We start from the raw sequence: 21,947 nt of genomic DNA, 5'->3' as shown, positions 1-21,947 counted from the left end.
ACAGCATGAACCGCATTCTGGCAGCAAGCCTCTTCGGCCTCTCGCTCGCGACGTCCGGCCTTGCCCATGCCGAGCCGGTGAAGATCGGCGTCATTACCACGCTTTCGGGCGGCGGTGCCGGCCTCGGCATCGATATGCGCGACGCCTTCACGCTCGCGATCAAGCAGTCGGGCAACAAGGACGTCGAACTGGTTATTGAGGACGATGCCCAGAAGCCGGAACTTGCGGTGCAGATCGCCGAAAAGATGATCCAGGGCGATAAGGTCGATCTCATGACGGGGATCATCTGGTCGAACCTTGCCATGGCCGTGGTGCCGAACGCGGTAGCGCAAGATGTCATCTATCTCTCGCCCAATGCCGGCCCCTCGGCGCTGGCCGGCGCGAACTGCAATGCGAACTACTTCAACGTCGCCTATCAGAACGACAACTTCCACGAGGCGATGGGCCAATACGCCAACCAGGACTACAAGAACTCGTTCATCCTCGCGCCGAACTACCCCGCCGGCAAGGACGCACTGACCGGCTTCAAGCGTTTCTACAAGGGCGGCCTCGCCGGCGAGGTCTATACCCAAGTCGGCCAGACGGACTATGCGGCGGAGATCGCGCAGATCCGCGCTTCGGCCGCCGATTCCGTCTATTTCTTCCTGCCCGGCGGCATGGGCATCGCCTTCATGAAACAATATGCCCAGTCCGGCGTCGGCATTCCGGTCATGGGGCCGAGCTTCTCCTTCGACCAGGACGTGCTGCCGGCTATCGGCGACGCGGCGCTCGGCGTCAAGAATTCCGCCAGCTGGTCGCCGGACCTCGACAACGAGGCGAGCAAGGCCTTCGTCGAAAGCTTCAAGGCCGAATATGACCGCCTGCCGTCGATCTACGCCGCGCAGAGCTGGGATACGGCAAACCTGATCCTCTCGGCGCTTTCCAAGGCGAGCGCCAAGGACAAGGACGCATTCAAGGCGGCGCTGAAGGCCGCGGACTTCAAGTCCGTGCGCGGCACGTTTTCCTTCAACACCAACCAGCACCCAATCCAGAACATCTATGTGCGCGAGGTTGTGAAGGATGGCGACGTGCTGACCAACAAGATCGTCGCGACCGCCTTCGAAAACCACAAGGATGCCTACGCCGAACAGTGCGGCCTGTAACACCCTTGCACGTCCCATCGTCCGGCGTCCGGCTTTTCTGCCGGCGCCCGGACGATGCCCACGCGATCCCGACCTGAAGCTTGGACCGACGCCGTGTTCACCGCACTCCTGATCGAACAACTGCTCAACGGGCTGCAGCTCGGCGTCATGCTGTTTCTGATGGCCGCCGGCCTGACGCTGATCTTCGGCGTCATGGGCCTCATCAACTTGGCGCACGGCTCGCTTTACATGATCGGCGCCTTCGCCTGCGCGACGGTTGCCGCGGCCACCGGCTCGTTCTGGCTCGGCCTGATCGCCAGCCTTGCCGCCGCGGCCGGCGTCGGCGCGCTCATCGAGGTCGCCGTCATCCGCCGGCTCTACGACCGCGACCATCTCGACCAAGTGCTCGCCACCTTCGCACTGATCCTGATCCTGTCGGAAGGTGCGCGATGGGTCTTCGGCTCGTTTCCGCTCTATCTCGACATTCCCCCACAGCTTCAGGGCGCAGTGCCCCTGCCGGGCGGCGGCCAGTACCAGCTCTACCGCCTGGCGATCATCGCCGTCGGCATCGCCGTTGCGGCCGGGCTCTATCTCCTCATCTCCAAGACCCGGCTCGGCATGCGCATTCGCGCCGGCGAATCCGATCGCGAGATGATCGCAGCACTCGGCGTCGATATCAGCACGCTTTATACGGTGGTCTTCGCGCTCGGCGCAGCGCTGGCGGGTTTTGCCGGCGCGCTGGTCGGCGCCCTCCAGTCGGTCCAGGTCGGCATGGGCGAGCCCGTGCTCATTCTCGCCTTCGTGGTCATCGTCATCGGCGGCATCGGCTCGATCAAGGGCGCGCTTGTCGGCGCTGTGATCGTGGGCGTCGTCGACACGATGGGCCGCTTCCTGCTTCCCTCGCTTCTCGCGCTGACGATGCCCGCATCGCAGGCCACCACGATCGGCGCGGCACTGGCCTCGATGCTGATCTATGTCGTCATGGCCCTCATCCTCGCCTTCAGGCCGAGCGGCCTGTTCGCGGCGCAGTCGTGAGGACAAGATGACCCGCGAAACCACGATCAACCTGCTGCTCGCCCTCCTCCTGCTCGCCATGCCGCTCGCGGGGGCGGGGCTCGGAGAACCCTTCTACGTCACGCTCGCGACCCGCGTCGTCGTCCTGGCGCTTGCCGCCACCGGCCTCAACCTGGCGCTCGGGCTCGGCGGGCTGATTTCCTTCGGCCATGCCGCGTTCTTCGGTCTCGGCGGTTATGTCGCCGGCATCCTGGCGACGCACGCCTTCAATGCCGAGCCGCTGGTGGGCGGCATTCCCGGCACGACGTCGATGCCCATCATCTGGCTGACGGCCGTGGTGATCGCCGGGCTCGTCGCGCTGCCGATCGGCATCATCAGCCTGCGCACCACCGGCATCTACTTCATCATGATCACGCTCGCCTTCGCGCAGATGATCTATTATTTCGCCATCTCCTGGCCGGCCTATGGTGGCGAGGACGGCCTGTCGATCTATGTGCGCAACGCCTTCCCCGGCATCAACACCACGCAGCCCCTGCCCTATTTCCTGGTCTGCTTCGCCGTCCTGATGGTGACGCTGCTGCTGTTCCGCCTCGTCGAGAGCTCGCGCTTCGGCAGCGCCCTGCAGGCGGCACGGCAGAACGGCACGCGGCTTGCTGCGGTCGGCATTGCGCCCTTCAACATCCGGCTTGTCGCCTTCGTGCTCTCCGCGATGATCACCGGCTTCGCGGGCGCGCTCTATGCCGATCTCAACCGGTTCGTCGGCCCATCGATGTTTTCCTGGCACATGTCGGGCGAGCTGATCGTGCTGATCATCCTCGGCGGCAAGGGGCGGCTGTTCGGCCCCGTCGCCGGCGCGATGATCTTCGTCTGCCTCGAATATGTGCTCGGCGGCATCACCGAGCGCTGGCAGTTCTTCCTTGGCCTCATCCTGCTCGGCATCGTGCTTTTTGCGCGCGGCGGGCTGCTTGGCCTCCTGTCCGGAAAGCCGCGTCATGCCTGAGCCCATTCTCGAAATCCGCGATTTGCGCAAATCCTTCAATGCGCTGAAGGCCACGGACGGGGTCAGCCTCGACCTCTATCCCGGCCAGATCCACGCCCTGATCGGCCCGAATGGTGCGGGCAAAAGCACGCTCATCCACCAGATCGCCGGTTCGCTTGCGGCCGACAGCGGCACGATCCGTTTCTTGGGGCAGAACATCGGCGGGCTCGACATGGCGGCACGCGCGCGGCTCGGCCTCGCTCGCAGCTTCCAGATCTCCTCGCTCGCCCAGGAATTTTCCGCCCTGCGCAACGTCATGCTGGCGGCGCAGTCCCGGCAGGGCAGCAGCTTCCGGTTCTTCCGACAGGTGGCGAGCGACCGCAGCCTGATCGATCCCGCCATGGCCATGCTGGAGCGCGTCGGCCTTGCCGCCCGCGCCCATGTGCCGGCGGCGGAACTCTCCCATGGCGAGCGCCGGCAGCTCGAAATCGCCATCGCGCTCGCGCTTGCGCCAAAAGCCTTTCTCTTCGACGAGCCCATGGCCGGCATGGGGCCGGAAGGCTCCAAGCAGTTGACGTCGTTCCTCGACGGCTTGCGCCACGAAGCGCCGATGCTGCTGGTGGAGCACGACATGGACGCGGTCTTTGCGCTGGCGGACCGCATATCGGTGCTCGTCTACGGCCGCATCATCGCGACGGGCACGGTCGATGAAATCCGCAGCGACCCGGACGTGCGCCGCGCCTATCTGGGAGAAGCCGCGTGACCCTCCTCGACCTGAAAGGCCTCGAAACCTTCTACGGCGCCTCGCAGGCGCTCTTCGGCGTCGATCTCGATATTCGCGAAGGCGAAGTGGTCGCGCTGATGGGGCGCAACGGCATGGGCAAGACGACGACGATCAACTCGATCATCGGTCTCGTGCGCCCGCGCTCCGGCGCGATCCGCTTTTCCGGCAAGGCGATCTTCGGCATGCGACCCTACCGCATCGCCAGGCTCGGCCTCGGCCTCGTGCCGGAGGGACGGCGCTGCTTTCCCAACCTGACGGTCATGGAGAACCTGGTCGCCACGGCGCGTGGCAGCGAGTGGACCTTCGACAAGGTCGTCGATCTCTTCCCCCGGCTCGGCGAGCGGCGCGACCAATATGCCAGGACTCTCTCCGGCGGCGAACAGCAGATGCTCGCCATCGGCCGCGCCCTGATGACCAATCCGCGCCTTCTCATCCTCGACGAGGCGACCGAAGGTCTGGCCCCGGTCATCCGCCAGGACATCTGGTCGGCGATCCGCAAGCTGAAGGCCGCCGGCCAGTCGATCCTCGTCGTCGACAAGACGCTGTCGGAACTGCTGCCCGTGGCCGACCGATGCTTCGTGCTGGAGAAAGGCACGACGGTTTTCGAAGGCGCGCCGACGGGCCTGACACCGGAGCTTCAGGACCGCTATCTGGGCGTCTGATTCTCAAGCGGCGGGAATACCGCCCCCGAGCACCACGGAATAGGCCGCCGCGTCGATATTGCCGCCGGAGATAACGCAGACGATCTTGCCCGTCAGGTCGGGTCGCGCGATTGCGGCGGCGATCGAGGCGGCACCCGCACCCTCGGCGACGACCTTCGCCTTGCTGAACAACAGCCGCATCGCCTCCGTCACCTCGGCGGGGCTGACGGCGATGGCGCCGTCGATCAGGTCGCGCGCGACGGGCCAGAGCTGCGGCACCAGCGAGGGGCCGCCGATGCTCTTGATGAAGGACGGCCGGGTTTCGACCGTCACGATTTTTCCGGCTGCAAGGGCCGCGGTGACCGGCGCCGCGCTGTCGTCCTCGACCGCGAAGACGCGCGCCCGCGGGCAAACGGCCTTGACCGCGCTGGCGACCCCGGTGGTCATGCTGCCGCCGCCATAGGGTGTCAGCACCACGTCGACGCCGGGCAGATCCTCGACGATTTCCATGCCGATGGAGCCGTTGCCGTTGAGCACCGCCTGATCGGTCACCGGGTTGATCAGCAGTTCCGGCGCATCCGGCCGGTCCGCGCCGATGATGTAGTGCCACCAAGTCTCGGCGCTGATGAAGCGCACCGCGCCGCCAAGGTTTCGCACGCCGTCGATCTTGGTCTGCGGCGCGCCGCGATACATATAGGCCACCATCGGCACGCCGGCGAGGCGCGCGGCGAAGGCCATGCCGTAGGCCATGTTGCCGGAGCTGGTGACCGCGACGCCTTCCCTGAGCGTCGCGGAATCGCGGGACAGCACCGCATTCAGCGCCGGGCGAAGCTTGAAGGCGCCGATCGGTGACAGCGTCTCAAGCTTCAGGAAGATCTGCCGGTCCGGCAGCCCGAGGTCGAGTTTCACCAGCGGCGTGCGCGCAAGATGCGGTGCGATGCGCGCACGCGCCTCGGCGATCTCATCGAGCGTCGGGCGGCGTGGTGCGGTCATGGAGAAAATCCCGGATCAGGTGACGGCGGCGCGCACGGCGAAGCGTGCGTCCTGCCATGATCCTGTGCGCAGGATGTCCTCCAGGATTCCCACCGAATGCCACACCTCCGCGTAGCTGACGTAAAGCGGCGTGAAGCCGAAGCGCATGGTCGAGGGGGCACGGAAATCGCCGATGACGCCGCGGTCGATCAGCGCCTGCATGACCGCATAGGCGTTCGGATGGCGGAACGAGACCTGGCTGCCGCGTTTAACCCGTTCGCGCGGGCTTTCCAGCTCCAGGCCGTAAGCCCCGCACTTCGCCTCGACGAGCGCGATGAAGAGATCGGTGAGGCCGAGGCTCTTTTCGCGCAGCGCCGCCATGTCGACCTCGTCCCAGATGTCGAGCGCGCCCTTCAGCGCGCGCAGCGACAGGATCGGCTGTGTGCCGCACAGGAACCGGCGGATGCCTTCGCCGGCCGCATAGTGCTTTTCGAAGGCGAAGGGCCGTGCATGACCCCACCAGCCGCTGAGCGGCTGGCTGATGGCGCCGTGGTGGCGTGTGGCCGCATAGATGAAGGCCGGCGCGCCGGGGCCGCCGTTCAGGTACTTGTAGGTGCAGCCGACGGCGAAATCGACATTCGCGCCGTCGAGATCGACCGGCAAGGCGCCCGCCGTGTGGCAGAGGTCCCAGATGACGAGTGCGCCGTTTTCGTGGGCTTTCCTCGTGAGCGCCGCCATGTCGCGCAATTCGCCCGACTTGTAGTTGACGTGGTTGACCAGAACGACCGCGACATGGCCGTCGATCAGGTCCTCGATGTCAGGCGCATCGACACCTTCGAGGCGCAGCGAGGCGCCCGGACGTGTCGAGATTACGCCCTCGGCCATGTAGATATCCGTCGGGAAGCTGCCGCCCTCGCTGACGATGACCGACCGGTCGGGCCTCAGCGCCATCGCCGCGTGAAGAGCCTTGTAGATGTTGATCGACGTCGTGTCGCAGACGACCGTCTGGCCGGCGGCGGCCCCTATCAGCCGCCCGACGCGGTCGCCGAGCGCAAGCGGCATGTCGAACCAGCCGGCCGTGTTCCAGCTACGGATGAGGTCCTGTCCCCATTCCTGCGTGGCCGCCTTCTGAAGCTCTGCGAAGGCGGCATGCGAGGCGACGCCCAGCGAATTGCCGTCGAGATAGATCAGGCCCTGCGGCAGGATGAAGCGCTCGCGCAGGGGCCGCAGGCCATCGGCCGCATCCATGGCCTCGATTGCAGCGAGATCGGGAAGTGCAGTCATAGGGTCGTCCTTGGATTATTCTCGAATGGTTTCGCGGGCCGCGGCCGGCCCGCGGCTGCGCTTGAGGCTCGGCAGGGCGAGCATGGCGAGCACGAACAGGCCCGTCGCCAGCTTCAGGTCCGGCGGCGGCATGCCGGCGGCAAGGCAGAAGGAGACGAGCTGGTAGTAGACGATGGCGCCGACGAAGGGGGCGGCGAGCTGGCGCGGCACGCTGCTCTTGCCGACGATCGCCTCGCCGATCATCAGGGCCGCAAGCCCGTTGATCAGGATGCCGAGGCCCATATTGACGTCGGCAAAACCCTGCGACTGCACCATCAGCGCGCCGCCGGCCGCCGAAAATGCCCCGGCAAGCCCCACGCCGCCGATCGTCGCAAGCCAGACGTTGATGCCCTGCGCCTCCGCCATGTCGGGATTGGCCCCGACGGCGCGCACAGCCGTGCCTTTTTCGGTGCGAAAATAATGCAGCAGCAGCGCGAAGACGAGCAGACCGAAGGCTCCGGCCATGACGATCTTGCTCGCCGGAAAGCCCGGTTGCAGGAACGGCACCCAGTCGAAAACGGTCGTCGAGCCGAAGACCGAAAGGTTCGAGCGGCCCATGATGCGCAGGTTGATCGAATAGAGCATCGTCATCATCAGGATGCCGGCGAGCAGGGTATGGATGCGGAAGCGCAGGTGGATGAAGGCCGTGCAGCAGCCGGCGACGAAGCCGGCGAGGAGCGCGATCAGGATTGCCGCGAGCGGCGACATGCCGGCGGCCATCAGCACGCCGCAGACGCAGCCGCCGAGCGGGAACGCGCCCTCGCTGGTCAGGTCCGGAAAGCTCAGCATGCGGAAGGGGATCATGATCCCCAGCACGACGAAGGCGAGGATCAGGCTCTGCGCGAGCGTGACGGGAACGAGCGCGATGAAGCTCGAGACGGTGTTTTGAAGCAGATCCATGGTCGTCAGCTCGCCAGAAACATGCGGTCGGTTTTGACGGAGAAATGGCCGATCAGGTCCGGCACCGTGATGGCCGCCTTTTCCCTGCCGGCGATTTCGAGGCGCACGCGGCCGGCATCGAGCATGATGACCCGGTTTCCGAAGTCCACGGCGTGCTGCATGTTGTGCGTCACCATCAGGGTCGTCAGCTTCAGGGCCTCGACGGCGCGGATCGTCGCCTGCATGACGATGTCGGCGGTGCGCGGATCGAGAGCCGCCGTGTGTTCGTCGAGCAGCAGCAGTTCCGGCGAACCGCCGACTGCCATGATCAGCGACAGCGATTGCCGCTGCCCGCCGGAAAGCAACTCCACCCGCGTATCGAGGCGGTTTTCGAGGCCGAGACCGAGCAGTGAAAGGCGCTCCTTGTAGGTGGCGAGCCGCGTCGGGTTCAGGCCGCGGCGCAGCGTCCGCCTGGCGGCCCTCAGTTCCGCCAGCAGCATGTTCTCCGCCACGGTCATCGAGGCGGCGGTGCCCTTCATCGGGTCCTGGAAGACGCGGGCAAGGCGCATGGCGCGCTTGTGCACGGGCATGGCCGTCACGTCGTCGCCGTTGATGAGGACCTTGCCGCTATCGAGGACCAGCGCCCCGGAAATGGCGTTGAGCATGCTGCTCTTGCCGGCGCCGTTCGAGCCGATGACGACGCCGAAGTCTCCTGTTTCGAGGCGCAGGCTGAGATCGTTCAGCGCGATCTTCTCATCCGCCTGCCCCTTGTAGAACATCTTGCGGGCCGACCTGATTTCCAGCATTGGCTCCCCCTTTTTATTATGGGGCGACGGCGCGACGAGCGCCGCCACCTGTTGGAACCGAAGTGCGATCAGTCGATCAGGCAGCCGCAATCGGCGAGCGATGCCGGCACGTCCAGGCCGAAGGCGGCCAGCGTCTTCTTCGAGATCAGCGGCTGGTGGTCCTCATAGGCCGGGCGCCACGGTGCGATGGACTTCGGGTCCTTGCCCTTGAGGATTTCCGCGGCGATCCTGCCGGCGGCAAGGCCGACCTGCTCGTAGTTCACCGCGAAGCTTGCCGGAACGACGCCGTTGCGCACGGCACCGTCGTCGGAATTGACGATCGGGATCTGCGCCTGGCGCGCGGCGGCCGAGACGGCAGCGATCGCCGGCTGGAGCAGGTTGGAGGCCGGCGTGTAGATCACGTCCGCCTTGCCCGCGAAGGAGGCGATGCGCTGCTGGATGTCGTTGACGTTATCCACGCCGACATCCACGACCTCGAAGCCGGCGGCGGGTGCCGCTTCCTTGATCTTGTCGAGCAGCGCCGTATCGTTCGCCTCGCCAGGGTTGTACGGCACGCCGAAGCGCTTGGCATTCGGCAGCAGCTTGAGAGTGAACTCCATCACGGCGGCGACGTCCTGAAGGTCCGTCGCTCCGGTCATGCCCTCGTCGCCGGCCTCCCAGGAAGGAACCAGCTTGGCGGCCACCGGATCGGTGACGGCGGAAAAGACGACCGGAATGCCCGAGCCGGCCAACGCCTTCTTGGCGATCTGCGAGACGGGGGTGGTGATCGTGTAGATCAGCTTCGGCTGCTCGGCCTGGAGCTTGGCGATCATCTGCGGCACCAGCGACGCGTCGAAATTCGTGTGGCTCTCGGTGTAGACGACGTCGGTGCCCTCGACGAAACCGTTCTCCGCCATCGCCTTCTTGAAGCCGGCGATCGATGCGGAGAGCTGCGGATGTTCGCCGAAATTGGCGATGCCGATGCGGATCGGCTCGGCGGATGCCGTCGTGGCGCCCAATGCGAGCGCACCGGCGACGACCAATCCCGAAAACCACGTCTTTGTAAGCCTGCCCATGAAATCCTCCCAGATACGATAAGCGGCCGCCGTTCCTCAGCGGCTTGGCAGGGATCATGGCGACGGTGCGCTTTCTTGTCAAACAAATATATATAGTTTTGCGTAACGCGCAGAACTATATATATTTGTCTGCATCACAGGGAGACGCTAAGGGAACTTGATGCAAGACCTTGAGCAATCGACCAAAACGGAATCGGCCTACCGGCTGCTGCGGCGCGACATCCTCACGACGCGGCTCCTGCCGGGTGCGCCGATGAAGCTGAGCGCGCTGCGCGACCGCTATGAACTCGGCTGGACGCCGCTGCGCGAAGCGCTGTCACGGCTTGAGGCCGAAGGGCTCGTCACCGCCATCAGCAATCGCGGTTTTGCCGTCGCCCCGGTTTCGCGCGAGGCACTGGAGGATCTCACCCGCGCGCGTCTGGTCGTCGAAGTCCCGCTTCTGCTCGAATCGATGGAGAATGGCGCCAGCGATTGGGAATCCGCCGTCGTCACGGCGCATTACCGGCTGTCGCGCTGCAAGATCGCGGTCGAAAACGCCTCCGAAAGCGAGATCGACGAGTGGGACGAGAAGCACACGGCCTTCCACGCGGCGCTGATCAGTGCGGCCCGTTCGACCTGGCTGTCCCGTTTCCAGGCGACGATTTCCGACCAGCTTCGCCGCCACCATCGTTTCCTTGGCCTCGCGCCGACCTTGCGCGCCGCCGAAGGCATGAGCGAGGGCTATCAGGAAGCGGTCGCCGCGCTGCACGACGCCATGTCCATCGGGCATCATACCGAATTGATGGAGGCGGCGCTCGACCGGAATATGGAGCGCGCCAAGGCGTTGATGGCCGACCACATCGGCATTACGGTCCATGTCTACGACCAATCCAAGGACGGCACCGGCACCGTGCTGTCGGCGCCCCTGCAAGCGTCTTCCAAATGACGCGCGGCCTGTCCAAGAGCCCGAAACATCTCTAAAAGGCTAGGCGACATGAAAGCGGGTGTTGGCAATGACGGGTGAAGACAAGTTCGACATCTCGCCGGAATGGCTGGATGGCGAGACCAAGGTCCTTGAGGCGCCGCACGATCACCGCGCCGAGCTCCGGCTCTGGCTGCGCCTCCTGACCTGCTCGACACTCGTGGAGAGCGAGGTCCGGCGGCGGCTTCGGGAAGAATTCGACTCCACGCTGCCGCGCTTCGACCTGATGGCGCAGCTCGAACGCGCGCCGGACGGCATGGTGCTCGGCGAAGTCTCCAAGCGCATGATGGTTTCGCCCGGCAATATCACAGTGCTGGTGGAGCGGCTCACCGAGAGCGGCCACATCAGCCGCACGACGCTCGCGACGGACCGGCGCGTGCAGATCATCGCGCTCACCCCCTTCGGCCGCGCCGAATTCGAGAAGATGGCCGCCCATCACGCCGACTGGATCTCCGACCTCTTCGCCGGCCTCGCCCCGAAGGACAGCGGCGTATTGATGGACGAGCTGGCCAAGCTCAAGCGCTCCATCATCGCCTCCCTCGCCAAGGACGCCTGAGGCAACTTTCCTTTTCTGACATTCCTTGCGGCGCGCCCTGTTAGGAGCGTGCCCATTTTTGCGTCTTCGCGCCAAAAACAATTTTAAGCTTGAAATTTCTTCCGAACGGGTCCACCTTGCCTTCGACGCAGCCGGACCTCGGGAGGAGAACGACATGCGGATTGTCTGTATCGGCGGTGGGCCAGCCGGGCTCTATTTCGCGCTGCTCATGAAACGCCAGCATCCGGACCATCACGTCACCGTCGTCGAACGCAACCGGGCTTTCGACACGTTCGGCTGGGGCGTGGTCTTTTCCGATGCCACCATGCAGTCGATGCGCCGATGGGATCCGGAAACGGCCGAGGCGATCGAAGTCTCCTTCAACCATTGGGACGATATCGAGCTGGTTTTCAAGGGCCGCAAGATCCGCACCTCGGGCCATGGCTTCGTCGGCATCGGCCGCCGCAAGATGCTCAACATCCTGCAGGAGCGCTGCCTCGAACTCGGCGTCGAGCTGCGCTTCGAGCGAGACGTGGAAAGCGACACGGAATTCGCCGACGCCGACCTCATCATCGCCTCGGACGGCGTCAATTCGCGCATCCGCAACAAATATGCCGAAGTCTTCCGACCCGACATGGTCGTGCGGCCGAACCGCTATATCTGGCTCGGCACGAACAAGCTGTTCGACGCCTTCACCTTCGATTTCCAGCGCACCGAACACGGCTGGTTCCAGTCGCATATCTACCGCTTCGACGACACGACCTCGACCTTCATCGTCGAGACCACGGACGAGGTCTTCAAGGCGCACGGGCTCGACCAGATGGACCAGGATCAGTCCATCGCCTTCTGTGAAAAGCTCTTTGCGCAAACCCTCGACGGCCACAGCCTGATGACCAATGCGCGGCACATGCGCGGCTCCGCCTGGCTGAATTTCGGACGGCTGATCTGCGACAAGTGGAGCCATTTCAATGGCAACAGCCATGTCGTGCTGATGGGCGACAGCGCCCACACCGCCCATTTCGCCATCGGTTCGGGAACCAAGCTCGCCATCGACGATGCAATCGAGCTGACCCGGCAGTTCGACATCCTCGGCCATGACAAGGCCAATATCCCCGCCGTGCTCGCCGCCTATGAGGACGTGCGCCGCGTCGACGTCGCACGCATTCAGAATGCGGCACGCAACGCCATGGAATGGTTCGAGGTCGTCGGCACGCGCTATGCCGACACGCTGGAGCCCGAGCAGTTCATGTATTCGATGCTGACCCGCTCGCAGCGCATCAGCCACGAGAACCTTCGCCTGCGCGACAAGGAGTGGCTGGAGGGCTTCGAGCGCTGGTTCGCCGAACGGGCAGGCGCCGAACCCATGGCAAACGGCGCGGTCCCGCCGCCAATGTTCACGCCCTTCAAGATCCGCGGCCTGACGCTTCGCAACCGCATCGTGGTCTCGCCGATGGCCATGTATTCGGCAACGGACGGTCTGCCGGGCGATTTCCACCTGGTCCATCTCGGCTCCCGCGCCATGGGTGGCGCCGCCCTCGTCTTTCCGGAAATGACCTGCGTCTCGGCCGATGCGCGCATCACGCCCGGCTGCCTTGGCCTGTGGAACGACGAACAGGCACAGGCCTTCAAGCGCATCGTCGATTTCGTCCACCACCAGACGCCTGCCAAGATCGGCCTCCAGCTCGGCCATGCCGGGCGCAAGGGTGCCACGAAGCTCGCCTGGGAGGGCATCGACCAGCCGCTCGCCGAAGGAGGCTGGCCGCTGATCTCGGCTTCGGCCCTGCCCTATCTCGCGCATTCGCAAACACCACGCGAAATGACCCGCGTGGACATGGACCGCGTCATACAGGACTTCGTGCGAGCCACTGAACGAGCCCGCGACATCGGCTTCGACATCATCGAACTGCACGCGGCACACGGCTACCTGCTGTCGAGCTTCCTGTCGCCCCTGACCAACACGCGCACCGACGACTACGGCGGCGACCATGCGGCCCGCGCCCGCTTCCCGCTCGAAGTGTTCCACGCCATCCGCAAGGTCTGGCCCGAGGACAAGCCGATCTCGGTGCGCCTGTCGACGCACGACTGGCACGAGGGCGGCAACACGCCGGAGGATGCGGCCGTTTTCGCAGGAATGTTCAAGGCGGCCGGCGCCGACCTGATCGACTGCTCCTCGGGACAGGTGGTGAAGGAGGAAAGACCGGTCTACGGCCGCCTGTTCCAGACGCCCTTCTCCGACAAGATCCGCAACGAAATCCAGGTGCCGACCATCGCAGTCGGCGCGATTTCCGAGGCCGATCACGCCAATTCGATCATCGCGGCCGGCCGGGCCGATCTCTGCGCCGTCGCCCGCCCGCATCTGGCCGACCCGTCCTTCGTCCTGCACGAGGCGGCGCGGATCGGCTACGAGGGCCAGCCCTGGCCAAAACAGTACCACTCCGCCCGGGCGCAATACGTCAACAACCTCGCCCGCGCGGCAACGACGGCGGGCAAGCCATGAGAACGCGGCACGCCCTCGTCACAGGCGCCGGAAGCGGCATCGGAAAGGCGATCGCGCTCGCCTTGGCGACCGACGGTCATGTCGTAAGCCTCGCCGGGCGGCGCACAGCCCCGTTGGAGGCAGTGCGGGACGAGATCCTCGCGGCGGGCGGAGAAGCCTTCGTGCATGACGGGTTCGACGTCAGCGACGCTGTCTCCGTCGAACGCGGCATTGCGGCCGCCATCGCCGACGTCGGGGACATCGCCGTCCTCGTCAATTGCGCCGGCGAGGCACCCTCGGCACCGTTCGAAAAGACCGACCTTGCCCTCTGGCAGCGGGTCCTCACCATCAACCTGACGGGCGTCTATCTGGTCACGCATGCTGCACTCGCTTCCGTGCGCCGGGCCGGAAACGGGAGGATCGTCAATATCGCGAGCACGGCAGGTCTCACCGGCTATGCCTATGTTTCCGCCTATTGCGCCTCCAAACATGGTGTCATCGGCCTGACGCGGGCGCTGGCACTTGAGCTTGCGCGCACCGACGTCACCGTCAATGCCGTCTGCCCGGGCTTCACCGACACGCCGCTCCTCGACGGCGCGCTCGAAACGATCAGCCAGAAGACCGGCCGTACGCGCGAGGACGCCCGTGCCAGCCTCGCCCGCGCCAATCCGCAGGGCCGGCTGGTGACACCCGGAGAGGTGGCCCACACCGTCTCCTGGCTCGTGTCGGAAAAGGCGACAGCAATCACCGGCCAGGCCATTGCGGTCGCCGGCGGCGAAGTTCTCTAGGGATATCAGACATGACGAACCCCATGCAGGCCAAGAAACGCCCCTTCAAGGACCACGTAGCCAAGCACTTCCTGTTCGAAACGGATACCGACGGCCGCGTCGCGACGATCACGCTCAACCGCCCGGACAAGAAGAACCCGCTGACCTTCGAAAGCTACGAAGAGCTTGGCGATCTCTTCCGGTCGCTGACGCGCGCCAGCGATGTGCGCGCCGTGGTGCTGACCGGCGCGAAGGACAACTTTTCCTCCGGCGGGGACGTGTTCGAGATCATCGAGCCGCTGACGCGCATGGAAATGCCGGACCTTCTCGATTTCACCCGCATGACGGGCGAACTGGTGCGCCAGATGCGCGCCTGCCCGCAACCGATCATCGCCGCCGTCGACGGCATCTGCGCGGGCGCCGGCGCCATCCTGGCCATGGCCGCCGATTTCCGCGTCGCGACGCCGGAAGCCAAGACCGCCTTTCTCTTCACCCGCGTCGGACTTGCCGGCGCGGACATGGGTGCCTGCGGCATCCTTCCCCGCATCATCGGCCAGGGCCGCGCCGCCGAGTTGCTCTTCACCGGCCGCGTCATGAGCGCGGCGGAAGGCCTGAACTGGGGTTTTTATAACGCCCTGCATGATCGTCCCGCGCTGTTGGCCGAAGCGCAGCAATTCGCGCGCACCGTCGCCGACGGTCCCTGGTTTGCCCATGCGATGACGAAGAAGATGCTCGACCAGGAATGGGCGATGGGCATCGACCAGATGATCGAGGCGGAGGCGCAGGCCCAGGCGATCTGCATGGCGACGGGCGATTTCCAGCGCGCCTTCGAAGCCTTTGCCGCCAAGGCGAAGCCCGTCTTCCAGGGAAACTGACCATGCCCAATGCCACAAAGGGGCCGACCCGCGACCACCTCGACTGGCCGTTCTTCGACGAGAGCCACCGCGCGCTTGCAAAAGACCTCGACAGCTTCGTCGCCAAGGGCGGCCTCGACGGCGTCGACCACGGCAATGTCGACGCCGCCTGCCGGCATCTGGTCGCAGCGCTCGGCACCGCCGGCCTCCTTCGCCACTGCGTGCCAAAAGCGTTCGGTGGCGTGAGCGAAGAAATCGACAGCCGGGCGCTCTGCCTCGTGCGCGAGACGCTGGCCTATGCCGATGGCCTCGCCGACTTCGCCTTCGCCATGCAGGGCCTCGGCACCGGCGCGATCAGCCTGTCCGGTTCGCAGGCGTTGAAGGAACGCATCCTGCCGAAGGTCGCAGCCGGCGAATGGATTTCCGCCTTCGCCCTTTCGGAGCCCGACGCGGGATCGGACGTCGCCGCCATGGCATGCGCCGCCCGGCGCGACGGCGACGACTTCGTGCTCGACGGCGAAAAGACATGGATTTCGAACGGCGGCATCGCCGATGTCTACACGGTCTTTGCCCGCACCGGCGAAGCGCCCGGCACGCGCGGCATTTCCGCCTTCGTCGTCTTCGCCGATACGCCCGGCTTTACGATTGCCGAACGCATCGAGACGATCGCGCCGCACCCGCTCGCCCGCATCCGCTTCGAAAACTGCCGCATCCCGGCCACCCAGCGTCTCGGCAGCCCCGGCGAAGGCTTCAAGATCGCGATGCGCACGCTCGATATCTTCCGCCCGTCCGTCGCCGCGGCCGCCACCGGCTTTGCCCGCAGGGCGCTCGATGAAGCCGTGGCGCATGCCAAAAGCCGCAAGATGTTCGGCGCGACGCTTTCCGATCTGCCGACGGCGCAAAGCACGCTTGGCGAAATGGCGACCGCCATCGACGCCGCAGCCCTTCTCACCTGCCGCACCGCCTGGAGGCGCGACGTGCAGAAGCTGCCGACGACGCGCGAAGCGGCCATGGCAAAGATGACCGCGACGGAAAATGCCCAATGGGTCATCGACCAGGCGCTCCAGCTTTTCGGCGGCCGGGGCGTGCGCACCGGCGAGATCACGGAGCGGCTCTACCGCGAAATCCGGGCGCTGCGCATCTACGAGGGCGCGACGGAGGTTCAAAAGCTCATCATCGGCCGCGAGCTGATGAAGGACGCCGCACGATAACGGGAGGTCCGACATGCATTTCAGGCTCCGTTCGCTTCGTAAGCGCAACTGACCACACGCCAAGTTACTTGCCAGGCCGGACGACATCCGCGCCGCACAGACACAAAAGCTGGAGACGCCTCATGCACACCATCCTGCAACCTGAAGGCTGGGCAAAACCCATTGGCTATGCCAACGGCGTGGCGGCGACCGGTCGCACACTCTTCGTCGGCGGCCAGATCGGCTGGAACGAACGCTGCGAGTTCGAAACCGACGATTTCGTCGAGCAGGTGCACCAGACGCTGAAGAACGTCGTCGCCGTGCTCGCGGCAGGCGGCGGCGAACCGCACCACATCACCACGATGACCTGGTACTTCACCGACAAGCAGGAATATCTCGGCAACCTGCGCGGCATCGGCCAGGCCTACCGCGACACTATCGGCCGGCATTATCCCGCTATGGCAGCCATGCAGGTGGTGGCGCTCGTCGAGGACCGCGCCAAGATCGAGATCCAGGCCACGGCCGTCATTCCCGCGTGAGGCTTTCCGAAATGCGTTTTTCGCAGAGCGTTTCCGCCCGCCTTGAGGGGGGCGTGCTCGTCGTCACCATCGACAATCCGCCCGTCAACGCCCTGTCGGCGCATGTCAGGTCCGGCCTGCTGGCGGCGCTGGATCATGCCGCGGCGAGCACGGACATTACAGGCCTCGTCATCTCCGGCGCCGGCCACACCTTCATGGGTGGGGCCGATATCAAGGAGTTTGGCCAGTCGATGGTCGAGCCGACGCTTCCCCAAGTGATCGCGCGCATCGAAGCCTTCGAAAAACCGGTCGTCTGCGCCATCGACGGCGCGGCATTGGGCGGCGGCTGCGAAGTGGCGCTTGCCTGCCACGGCCGCATTGCCGGCGAGAACGCCTCGTTCGGCCTGTCGGAGGTGAAACTCGGCATCGTTCCGGGCGCCGGCGGGACACAACGCCTGCCGCGCCTGATCGGCCCGATCGCCGCCATCGATCTCATCGGAACGGGGCGCGCGGTGAAGACGCGCGAAGCTGTTGCGCTCGGTCTCGCCGATACCGTCGCCGCCGACCCTGTAGCCGCAGCCGTGGCGGCCGTGCACGCCGGGCAGCCGCTGCGCCGGACCGGGAGCATCGATGTTTTCGCCGCAGGTGCCGCCGCTATCGACGCCGCGGAAGCAAAGGTGCTTGCCAGAAGCCGCGGCCAGTTGGCGCCGGCAGAAGCCGTCCGCCTCGTCAAAGTGGCTGGCCAGCTCGACCTTGAACAAGGTCTGGCGGAGGAGCGCGCCACGTTCTTGCATCTGCGCGACTCCGAGGAATCCGCGGCACTACGGCATGTCTTCTTTGCCGAGCGCGCTGCCGGCAAGGTCGAAAAACTCGCTGAAGTCTCGCCGCGACGGATCGAAACTGTCGGGATCGTCGGCACGGGGCTGATGGGTTCCGGCATAGCGGTCTCGGCTCTCACCAGCGGTTACCGCGTCATCGCTCTGGAACAGACGCAGGAGGCTGCCGCCGCCGGGCGCGCGCGCATCGCCGGCATCCTCGACAAGGCCATCCAGTCCGGGCGCCTGACCGCGGAGGCGCGCGAGGCCTGCCTCGCCCGGCTCGAAACAACGTCCGAGGCCACACACCTTGCGGCAGCCGACCTCGTCGTGGAAGCCGTCTTTGACGACCTCTCCGTCAAGACGGCGCTGTTTCGCAGGCTCGACGGCATCGTTGCGCCCGGCGCCATTCTGGCGACCAATACGAGCTACCTCGATCCCGATGCGATCGCCGCCGCGACGGCCGCTCCGTCCCGCGTGGTGGGCCTGCATTTCTTCTCGCCCGCTCATGTCATGCGGCTGGTCGAAGTCGTCGATTGCGCCAAAACCGCGCCCGACGTGCTGGCGAGCGCGCTAACCTTCGTCAAACGCCTCGGCAAGCTTCCCATCGTCTGCGGCGTCACGGAAGGTTTCATCGGCAACCGCATCTTCTCCGCCTATCGCCGCGAGGCGGAGTTCATGCTGGAGGATGGTGCCTTGCCGCACGAGATCGATGCCGCGTTGGAGGCCTATGGTTTTCCAATGGGCATCTTCGCCGTCAACGACATGGCCGGTCTCGAAATCGCCTGGGCACGCCGCAAGCGGCTGGCCGCAACACGCGATCCCGCTGAGCGCTATGTGGAAATCGCCGACCGGCTCTGCGAAGCCGGCCGCCTCGGCCGCAAGACCGGCCTCGGCTGGTACGCCTACCCCAACGGCGAGCGCACCATCGATCCCGCCGTGACGGCAGTGATCGAAGCGGCGCGGGCCGCGAAAAACATTGTGCCCCGCGCGTTCACCGCGCAGGAGATCATGGACCGCCTGCTCAAGGCGATGGTGGACGAAGGAACGGCGCTACTCGCGGAGGGCATCGCCGCCCGCCCCGGCGACATCGACCTGGTGATGATCAACGGCTACGGCTTCCCCGCGCACAAGGGCGGGCCGATGTTCGCCGCCGAACACTGATCGATGACGGGCCGGGTCAGACCGGCCCGTCCTGTCCGTCAGGACTTTTCGGAAGCGCTCAGGCCAGCGAGGAAAAGATCGATGCCTGCCTGCGCGCAATCGCTGTCCTGCGCGGGCGTGCCCGAGCTGACGCCAACCGCGCCAACGACCTGCCCGTCCACGATGACGGGAATACCGCCGGCCACGACCAGCAGACGCCCGCCGATAGCCGAATTGATGCCGTAAGCGGGCTTGCCGGGCTGGCTCGCTTCCCAATAGCTCTCTGTGGTGCGCTTGGCGCCGGCGGCCGTGAAGGCCTTGTCCTGGGCGATCGTGGTGCTCGTGACCTTTCCGCCGTCCATACGCTCGAACGCGATCAGCTGACCCGATTCATCGGTCACGGCGATGCACATGGGCACGCCGATTGCCTCGGCGCGGGCGCGGGCGCCCTCGATCAGGGTGCGGGCGTCGGCAAGGCTCAGTCTCTGGATTGTCAGCACGGTATGGCTCCACTTCGATTTTCAACGACGCGCGGCGAGCGCAGATGCGCTCTCTTGCGGCCTGTCGGCAAGAAATGCCAGAGCCGCCGCGCCGACCAGACCGGAATTTTGACCGAGCGCCGCCCGAACGACAGTCACGTCCTTGAAGGCGGGCATGGCCCAGCGAGCAATATAGTCCTGGATTCCAGGGCGAAGACGGTCGAATTCATGGGAAAGACCGCCGCCCATGATCACGACGTCAGGGCTGAAGATGTGAACCAGGCTGACGAAACCCCGCCCCAGTATCTCCGCCTCCTCATCGATCAGACGGTTGGCGAGAACGTCACCATTCCTTCCCGCAGCGAACACATCGCGGCTGTGAACGGGGCTTCCGCCTTTTCCAAGAGTGGTCTCCTCACTGGCGAGCGCGCGGACCCGAGCGCGCTTGGTAAACGCCGTGCCGGAGCCGTATGCCTCGAAACACCCCCTGTTTCCGCAGGGGCAAAGCTCGCCGTTCGGCACCACGGACATATGGCCGATGTGAGCCGCCATGCCCTTGCGTCCGCGAAGCACCCGGCCATCGGCGACGATGCCCACGGACGCGGGAGGGGTTGGACGCGGCAAGCAGACCATCGGCTAGGGCGCGGATTTGCCCGATCACGCGGCCGGCACCCGCATTCGCCTCCGTCCGCTCTTCGGCCCACGCAACAATGTTGCCTCGATACAAACGCGGGGCACGGCTGCGCTCGAAGAGTGGATGGCGTGGCTGCGCTCGCCAAGGACACCCTTCTCCACTCACGCGGCAGCCTTGAAGAAATCGCCGAAAAGGTCGGTTACAAATCCGCCAGCGCCTTCAGCCAAAAAGTCGGCTGCCCCCAAGCGAATTCGCCCGCAGGGCCGTCGCGACGTGCTGATTTAGCGAGAAACACACGCTCCGCGAAGACGAGATCATTGCTCGCGGCGCTGATGCCTACCTCCCTCAACGAAACAGGCGAAGCGCCCGTCGTGTCCTTGCCTGATAAAAACTGTATCGGTGCTTGACGCATGGGGAGCGAGGAGTAGTTAGAGCTTCATGCAATGACCTCTCCATCGGCGCAAAGTGCCTCTCCAGGCCCGCCGCCTTAGCCTGAAAGCCATCCATGTCGGAAAGAAGCTCCCATCGCGGGCTCGTCGTCGCCGCGATCATGGCAAGCATGGCAATGATCGCCATCGAGGCAACGATCGTTTCGACTGCAATGCCGCAGATCGCCGCCCAGCTCGGACAAATCAATCTTTATTCCTGGGTCTTTTCGTCCTTCCTTTTGACCCAGACGGCGACGACGGTGGTCTTCGGCAAGCTTGCAGATATTTATGGCCGCAAGCCGATGATCCTGATCGGCATCGCGCTATTCCTGTTTGCCTCCGTGCTCGCGGGCTTCGCATGGTCGATGCCATCGATGATCGCCTTTCGTCTTTTGCAGGGGATTGGCGCGGGGGCGATTCAACCCGTGGCAATGACGGTGGTCGCTGATCTGTTTCCAGGCAATCAGCGTGGCAAGGTTCAAGGCTACCTGGCAAGCGTCTGGGCGTTGTCTGCCGTTATCGGACCGCTTCTCGGCAGTCTCATCATTCATAACCTCCCATGGGCATGGATCTTCTGGATCAATGTGCCGGTTGGACTTCTTGCGGCACTTGGGTTCGTTCTGTTCCTGCATGAGGAGAAACGGACACGCGTCGTCTCCATCGATATCCTCGGCGCTTCCCTTTTTGCGGTGTCCATTTCCGCCCTGATGGTTGCCCTGACGGAAATGGAAACCACGATCTCCAGCACCGCTATGATGGCCCTGGCCATCGCCATCGCAGCTCTTTTCGCGTTCATCTGGCAGGAGCGGCGCGCCGAGGCGCCTATGGTCGCTCCAGATTTGTGGCTGAAGCGACCCATAGCGTTCTCGAACCTGGCTGTTTTCTTCGCAAGCATGTCGATCATGGGGCTGACGACATTCCTGCCGATGTACGTGCAGACCGTTCTCAACGGCTCACCGCTGGTGGCGGGTTTCGCCCTGACCATGCTGCTCCTGGGCTGGCCCTGCGGCGCAACGATCGCGTCGCGCCAGTTTGCCCGGTTCGGCCTGCGGCCCATCATGATCACCGGCAGCATATGCATTCCGGTCGGCACATGTCTCCTCGTGCTGCTCACGCCGTCGAGCTCCGCGATACTGGCCGGCGCCGGCTCGCTGATAATGGGTTTCGGCATGGGCCTGCTGAACATCAGCGCGCTGATTCTTACGCAGGATAGCGTGAGTTGGACCGAGCGCGGCAGCGCCACGGCGTCCAATGTTTTTTCGCGCAATCTCGGCAGCACGCTCGGCGCCGCCGTGCTGGGTGCGGTGCTAACCTATGGACTGGCGCATTCCACCAATGGCCAGCCGATTACGCCAGAACAACTGCGAGCCCTGCTGAACGGCACCGGCACCATCATGGCCGATGGCGAAAACATCCGGCTTGCATTGCAGCATGCCCTGCATTCCACCTTCGTCGCCATGCTTTTGATCGCGGCACTGATCGTCCCTGCTTGCCTGCTCGTCCCTCGACACGAGCCCATTCGGGAAATGCCGCAATAGACCTGAGCTTGACAGGATCGTGAAAAATTTCCGGC

General features: G+C 65.1%; 21 protein-coding genes and 1 pseudogene. 15 read left to right on the top strand and 7 right to left on the bottom strand.

Going from position 1 to position 21,947, the window contains the following annotated elements; translation table 11 throughout:
• Positions 1–5: 5 nt before the first annotated feature.
• From AC1Q6Z_RS00210 to AC1Q6Z_RS00190, 5 genes are all read left to right on the top strand, one after another.
• Entirely contained in the window at positions 6–1,142 is a 1,137-nt protein-coding gene (locus AC1Q6Z_RS00210; RefSeq protein WP_492646333.1) for an ABC transporter substrate-binding protein, read from the top strand.
• A 93-nt stretch (positions 1,143–1,235) separates the two neighbouring features.
• Complete coding sequence (locus AC1Q6Z_RS00205) at positions 1,236–2,156, top strand: branched-chain amino acid ABC transporter permease (protein WP_319320150.1); 921 nt, start codon at positions 1,236–1,238, stop codon at positions 2,154–2,156.
• 7 nt (positions 2,157–2,163) lie between these two features.
• The gene (locus AC1Q6Z_RS00200; RefSeq protein WP_492646332.1) at positions 2,164–3,135 is read left to right on the top strand and encodes a branched-chain amino acid ABC transporter permease; all 972 of its coding nucleotides are present in this window, start codon (positions 2,164–2,166) and stop codon (positions 3,133–3,135) included.
• Positions 3,128–3,877, top strand: a complete 750-nt coding sequence (locus tag AC1Q6Z_RS00195) for an ABC transporter ATP-binding protein (RefSeq protein ID WP_492646331.1) — start codon at positions 3,128–3,130, stop codon at positions 3,875–3,877. Before AC1Q6Z_RS00200 ends, AC1Q6Z_RS00195 begins: the two co-directional genes overlap by 8 nt.
• Positions 3,874–4,560 carry an ABC transporter ATP-binding protein gene (locus AC1Q6Z_RS00190; RefSeq protein WP_492646330.1) on the top strand — a complete coding sequence of 229 codons (687 nt, stop codon included), beginning with the start codon at positions 3,874–3,876 and terminating at the stop codon, positions 4,558–4,560. The genes AC1Q6Z_RS00195 and AC1Q6Z_RS00190 overlap by 4 nt, the downstream gene beginning before the upstream one ends.
• Positions 4,561–4,563: 3 nt before the next feature.
• On the opposite strand, the gene AC1Q6Z_RS00185 is transcribed toward AC1Q6Z_RS00190, so the two are convergent.
• From AC1Q6Z_RS00185 to AC1Q6Z_RS00165, 5 genes are all read right to left on the bottom strand, one after another.
• Positions 4,564–5,532: a threonine ammonia-lyase gene (locus AC1Q6Z_RS00185; protein ID WP_492646329.1), complete on the bottom strand. Its 969-nt coding sequence runs from the start codon at positions 5,530–5,532 to the stop codon at positions 4,564–4,566.
• A gap of 15 nt (positions 5,533–5,547) precedes the next feature.
• Positions 5,548–6,795 (bottom strand): kynureninase, encoded by a 1,248-nt coding sequence (gene kynU, locus AC1Q6Z_RS00180; RefSeq protein WP_492646328.1) that lies wholly within the window; start codon positions 6,793–6,795, stop codon positions 5,548–5,550.
• Positions 6,796–6,810: 15 nt separating this feature from the next.
• Positions 6,811–7,734: an ABC transporter permease gene (locus AC1Q6Z_RS00175; protein ID WP_439617749.1), complete on the bottom strand. Its 924-nt coding sequence runs from the start codon at positions 7,732–7,734 to the stop codon at positions 6,811–6,813.
• A gap of 5 nt (positions 7,735–7,739) precedes the next feature.
• The gene (locus AC1Q6Z_RS00170) at positions 7,740–8,519 is read right to left on the bottom strand and encodes an ABC transporter ATP-binding protein (protein ID WP_492646327.1); all 780 of its coding nucleotides are present in this window, start codon (positions 8,517–8,519) and stop codon (positions 7,740–7,742) included.
• A 68-nt stretch (positions 8,520–8,587) separates the two neighbouring features.
• On the bottom strand, positions 8,588–9,574 hold the full coding sequence (locus AC1Q6Z_RS00165) for an ABC transporter substrate-binding protein (RefSeq protein WP_492646326.1): 987 nt from the start codon (positions 9,572–9,574) through the stop codon (positions 8,588–8,590).
• Positions 9,575–9,734: 160 nt separating this feature from the next.
• On the opposite strand from AC1Q6Z_RS00165, the gene AC1Q6Z_RS00160 reads away from it, so the two are divergent.
• The 8 genes from AC1Q6Z_RS00160 to AC1Q6Z_RS00125 all read left to right on the top strand — a co-directional run bounded on the left by AC1Q6Z_RS00160 (position 9,735) and on the right by AC1Q6Z_RS00125 (position 18,854).
• Entirely contained in the window at positions 9,735–10,499 is a 765-nt protein-coding gene (locus tag AC1Q6Z_RS00160) for a GntR family transcriptional regulator (protein ID WP_492646325.1), read from the top strand.
• Between the two features lie 67 nt (positions 10,500–10,566).
• Complete coding sequence (locus AC1Q6Z_RS00155; RefSeq protein WP_492646324.1) at positions 10,567–11,091, top strand: MarR family winged helix-turn-helix transcriptional regulator; 525 nt, start codon at positions 10,567–10,569, stop codon at positions 11,089–11,091.
• Between the two features lie 154 nt (positions 11,092–11,245).
• On the top strand, positions 11,246–13,567 hold the full coding sequence (locus tag AC1Q6Z_RS00150) for a bifunctional salicylyl-CoA 5-hydroxylase/oxidoreductase (protein WP_492646323.1): 2,322 nt from the start codon (positions 11,246–11,248) through the stop codon (positions 13,565–13,567).
• The gene (locus tag AC1Q6Z_RS00145) at positions 13,564–14,334 is read left to right on the top strand and encodes an SDR family NAD(P)-dependent oxidoreductase (protein ID WP_492646322.1); all 771 of its coding nucleotides are present in this window, start codon (positions 13,564–13,566) and stop codon (positions 14,332–14,334) included. Before AC1Q6Z_RS00150 ends, AC1Q6Z_RS00145 begins: the two co-directional genes overlap by 4 nt.
• An 11-nt stretch (positions 14,335–14,345) precedes the next feature.
• Complete coding sequence (locus AC1Q6Z_RS00140; protein ID WP_492646321.1) at positions 14,346–15,188, top strand: enoyl-CoA hydratase family protein; 843 nt, start codon at positions 14,346–14,348, stop codon at positions 15,186–15,188.
• 2 nt (positions 15,189–15,190) lie between these two features.
• The gene (locus tag AC1Q6Z_RS00135) at positions 15,191–16,378 is read left to right on the top strand and encodes an acyl-CoA dehydrogenase family protein (RefSeq protein ID WP_492646320.1); all 1,188 of its coding nucleotides are present in this window, start codon (positions 15,191–15,193) and stop codon (positions 16,376–16,378) included.
• Positions 16,379–16,500: 122 nt separating this feature from the next.
• Positions 16,501–16,896, top strand: coding sequence for a RidA family protein (locus AC1Q6Z_RS00130; RefSeq protein ID WP_256119606.1), 396 nt, complete (start codon positions 16,501–16,503; stop codon positions 16,894–16,896).
• A gap of 11 nt (positions 16,897–16,907) precedes the next feature.
• The gene (locus tag AC1Q6Z_RS00125) at positions 16,908–18,854 is read left to right on the top strand and encodes a 3-hydroxyacyl-CoA dehydrogenase NAD-binding domain-containing protein (RefSeq protein ID WP_492646319.1); all 1,947 of its coding nucleotides are present in this window, start codon (positions 16,908–16,910) and stop codon (positions 18,852–18,854) included.
• Positions 18,855–18,892: 38 nt separating this feature from the next.
• Here the strand turns inward: AC1Q6Z_RS00125 and AC1Q6Z_RS00120 are convergent, their stop codons facing one another.
• The gene (locus AC1Q6Z_RS00120) at positions 18,893–19,333 is read right to left on the bottom strand and encodes a GlcG/HbpS family heme-binding protein (protein WP_492646318.1); all 441 of its coding nucleotides are present in this window, start codon (positions 19,331–19,333) and stop codon (positions 18,893–18,895) included.
• Between the two features lie 21 nt (positions 19,334–19,354).
• Positions 19,355–19,906 (bottom strand): annotated as a pseudogene (locus tag AC1Q6Z_RS00115) (ROK family protein); the annotation flags it as partial.
• Positions 19,907–20,074: 168 nt separating this feature from the next.
• On the opposite strand from AC1Q6Z_RS00115, the gene AC1Q6Z_RS00110 reads away from it, so the two are divergent.
• Complete coding sequence (locus AC1Q6Z_RS00110; RefSeq protein WP_492646317.1) at positions 20,075–20,353, top strand: hypothetical protein; 279 nt, start codon at positions 20,075–20,077, stop codon at positions 20,351–20,353.
• A 98-nt stretch (positions 20,354–20,451) separates the two neighbouring features.
• A complete protein-coding gene (locus AC1Q6Z_RS00105) occupies positions 20,452–21,912 on the top strand; it encodes an MDR family MFS transporter (protein ID WP_492646316.1) in 1,461 nt (486 codons plus the stop codon).
• Positions 21,913–21,947 lie beyond the last annotated feature (35 nt).

The sequence above is a fragment of the Shinella sp. GW835-FHT14H05 genome (assembly GCF_058793575.1).
The sequence above is the reverse complement of the archived record's forward strand: the minus strand, read 5'-3'. Positions and strand labels throughout refer to the sequence as shown.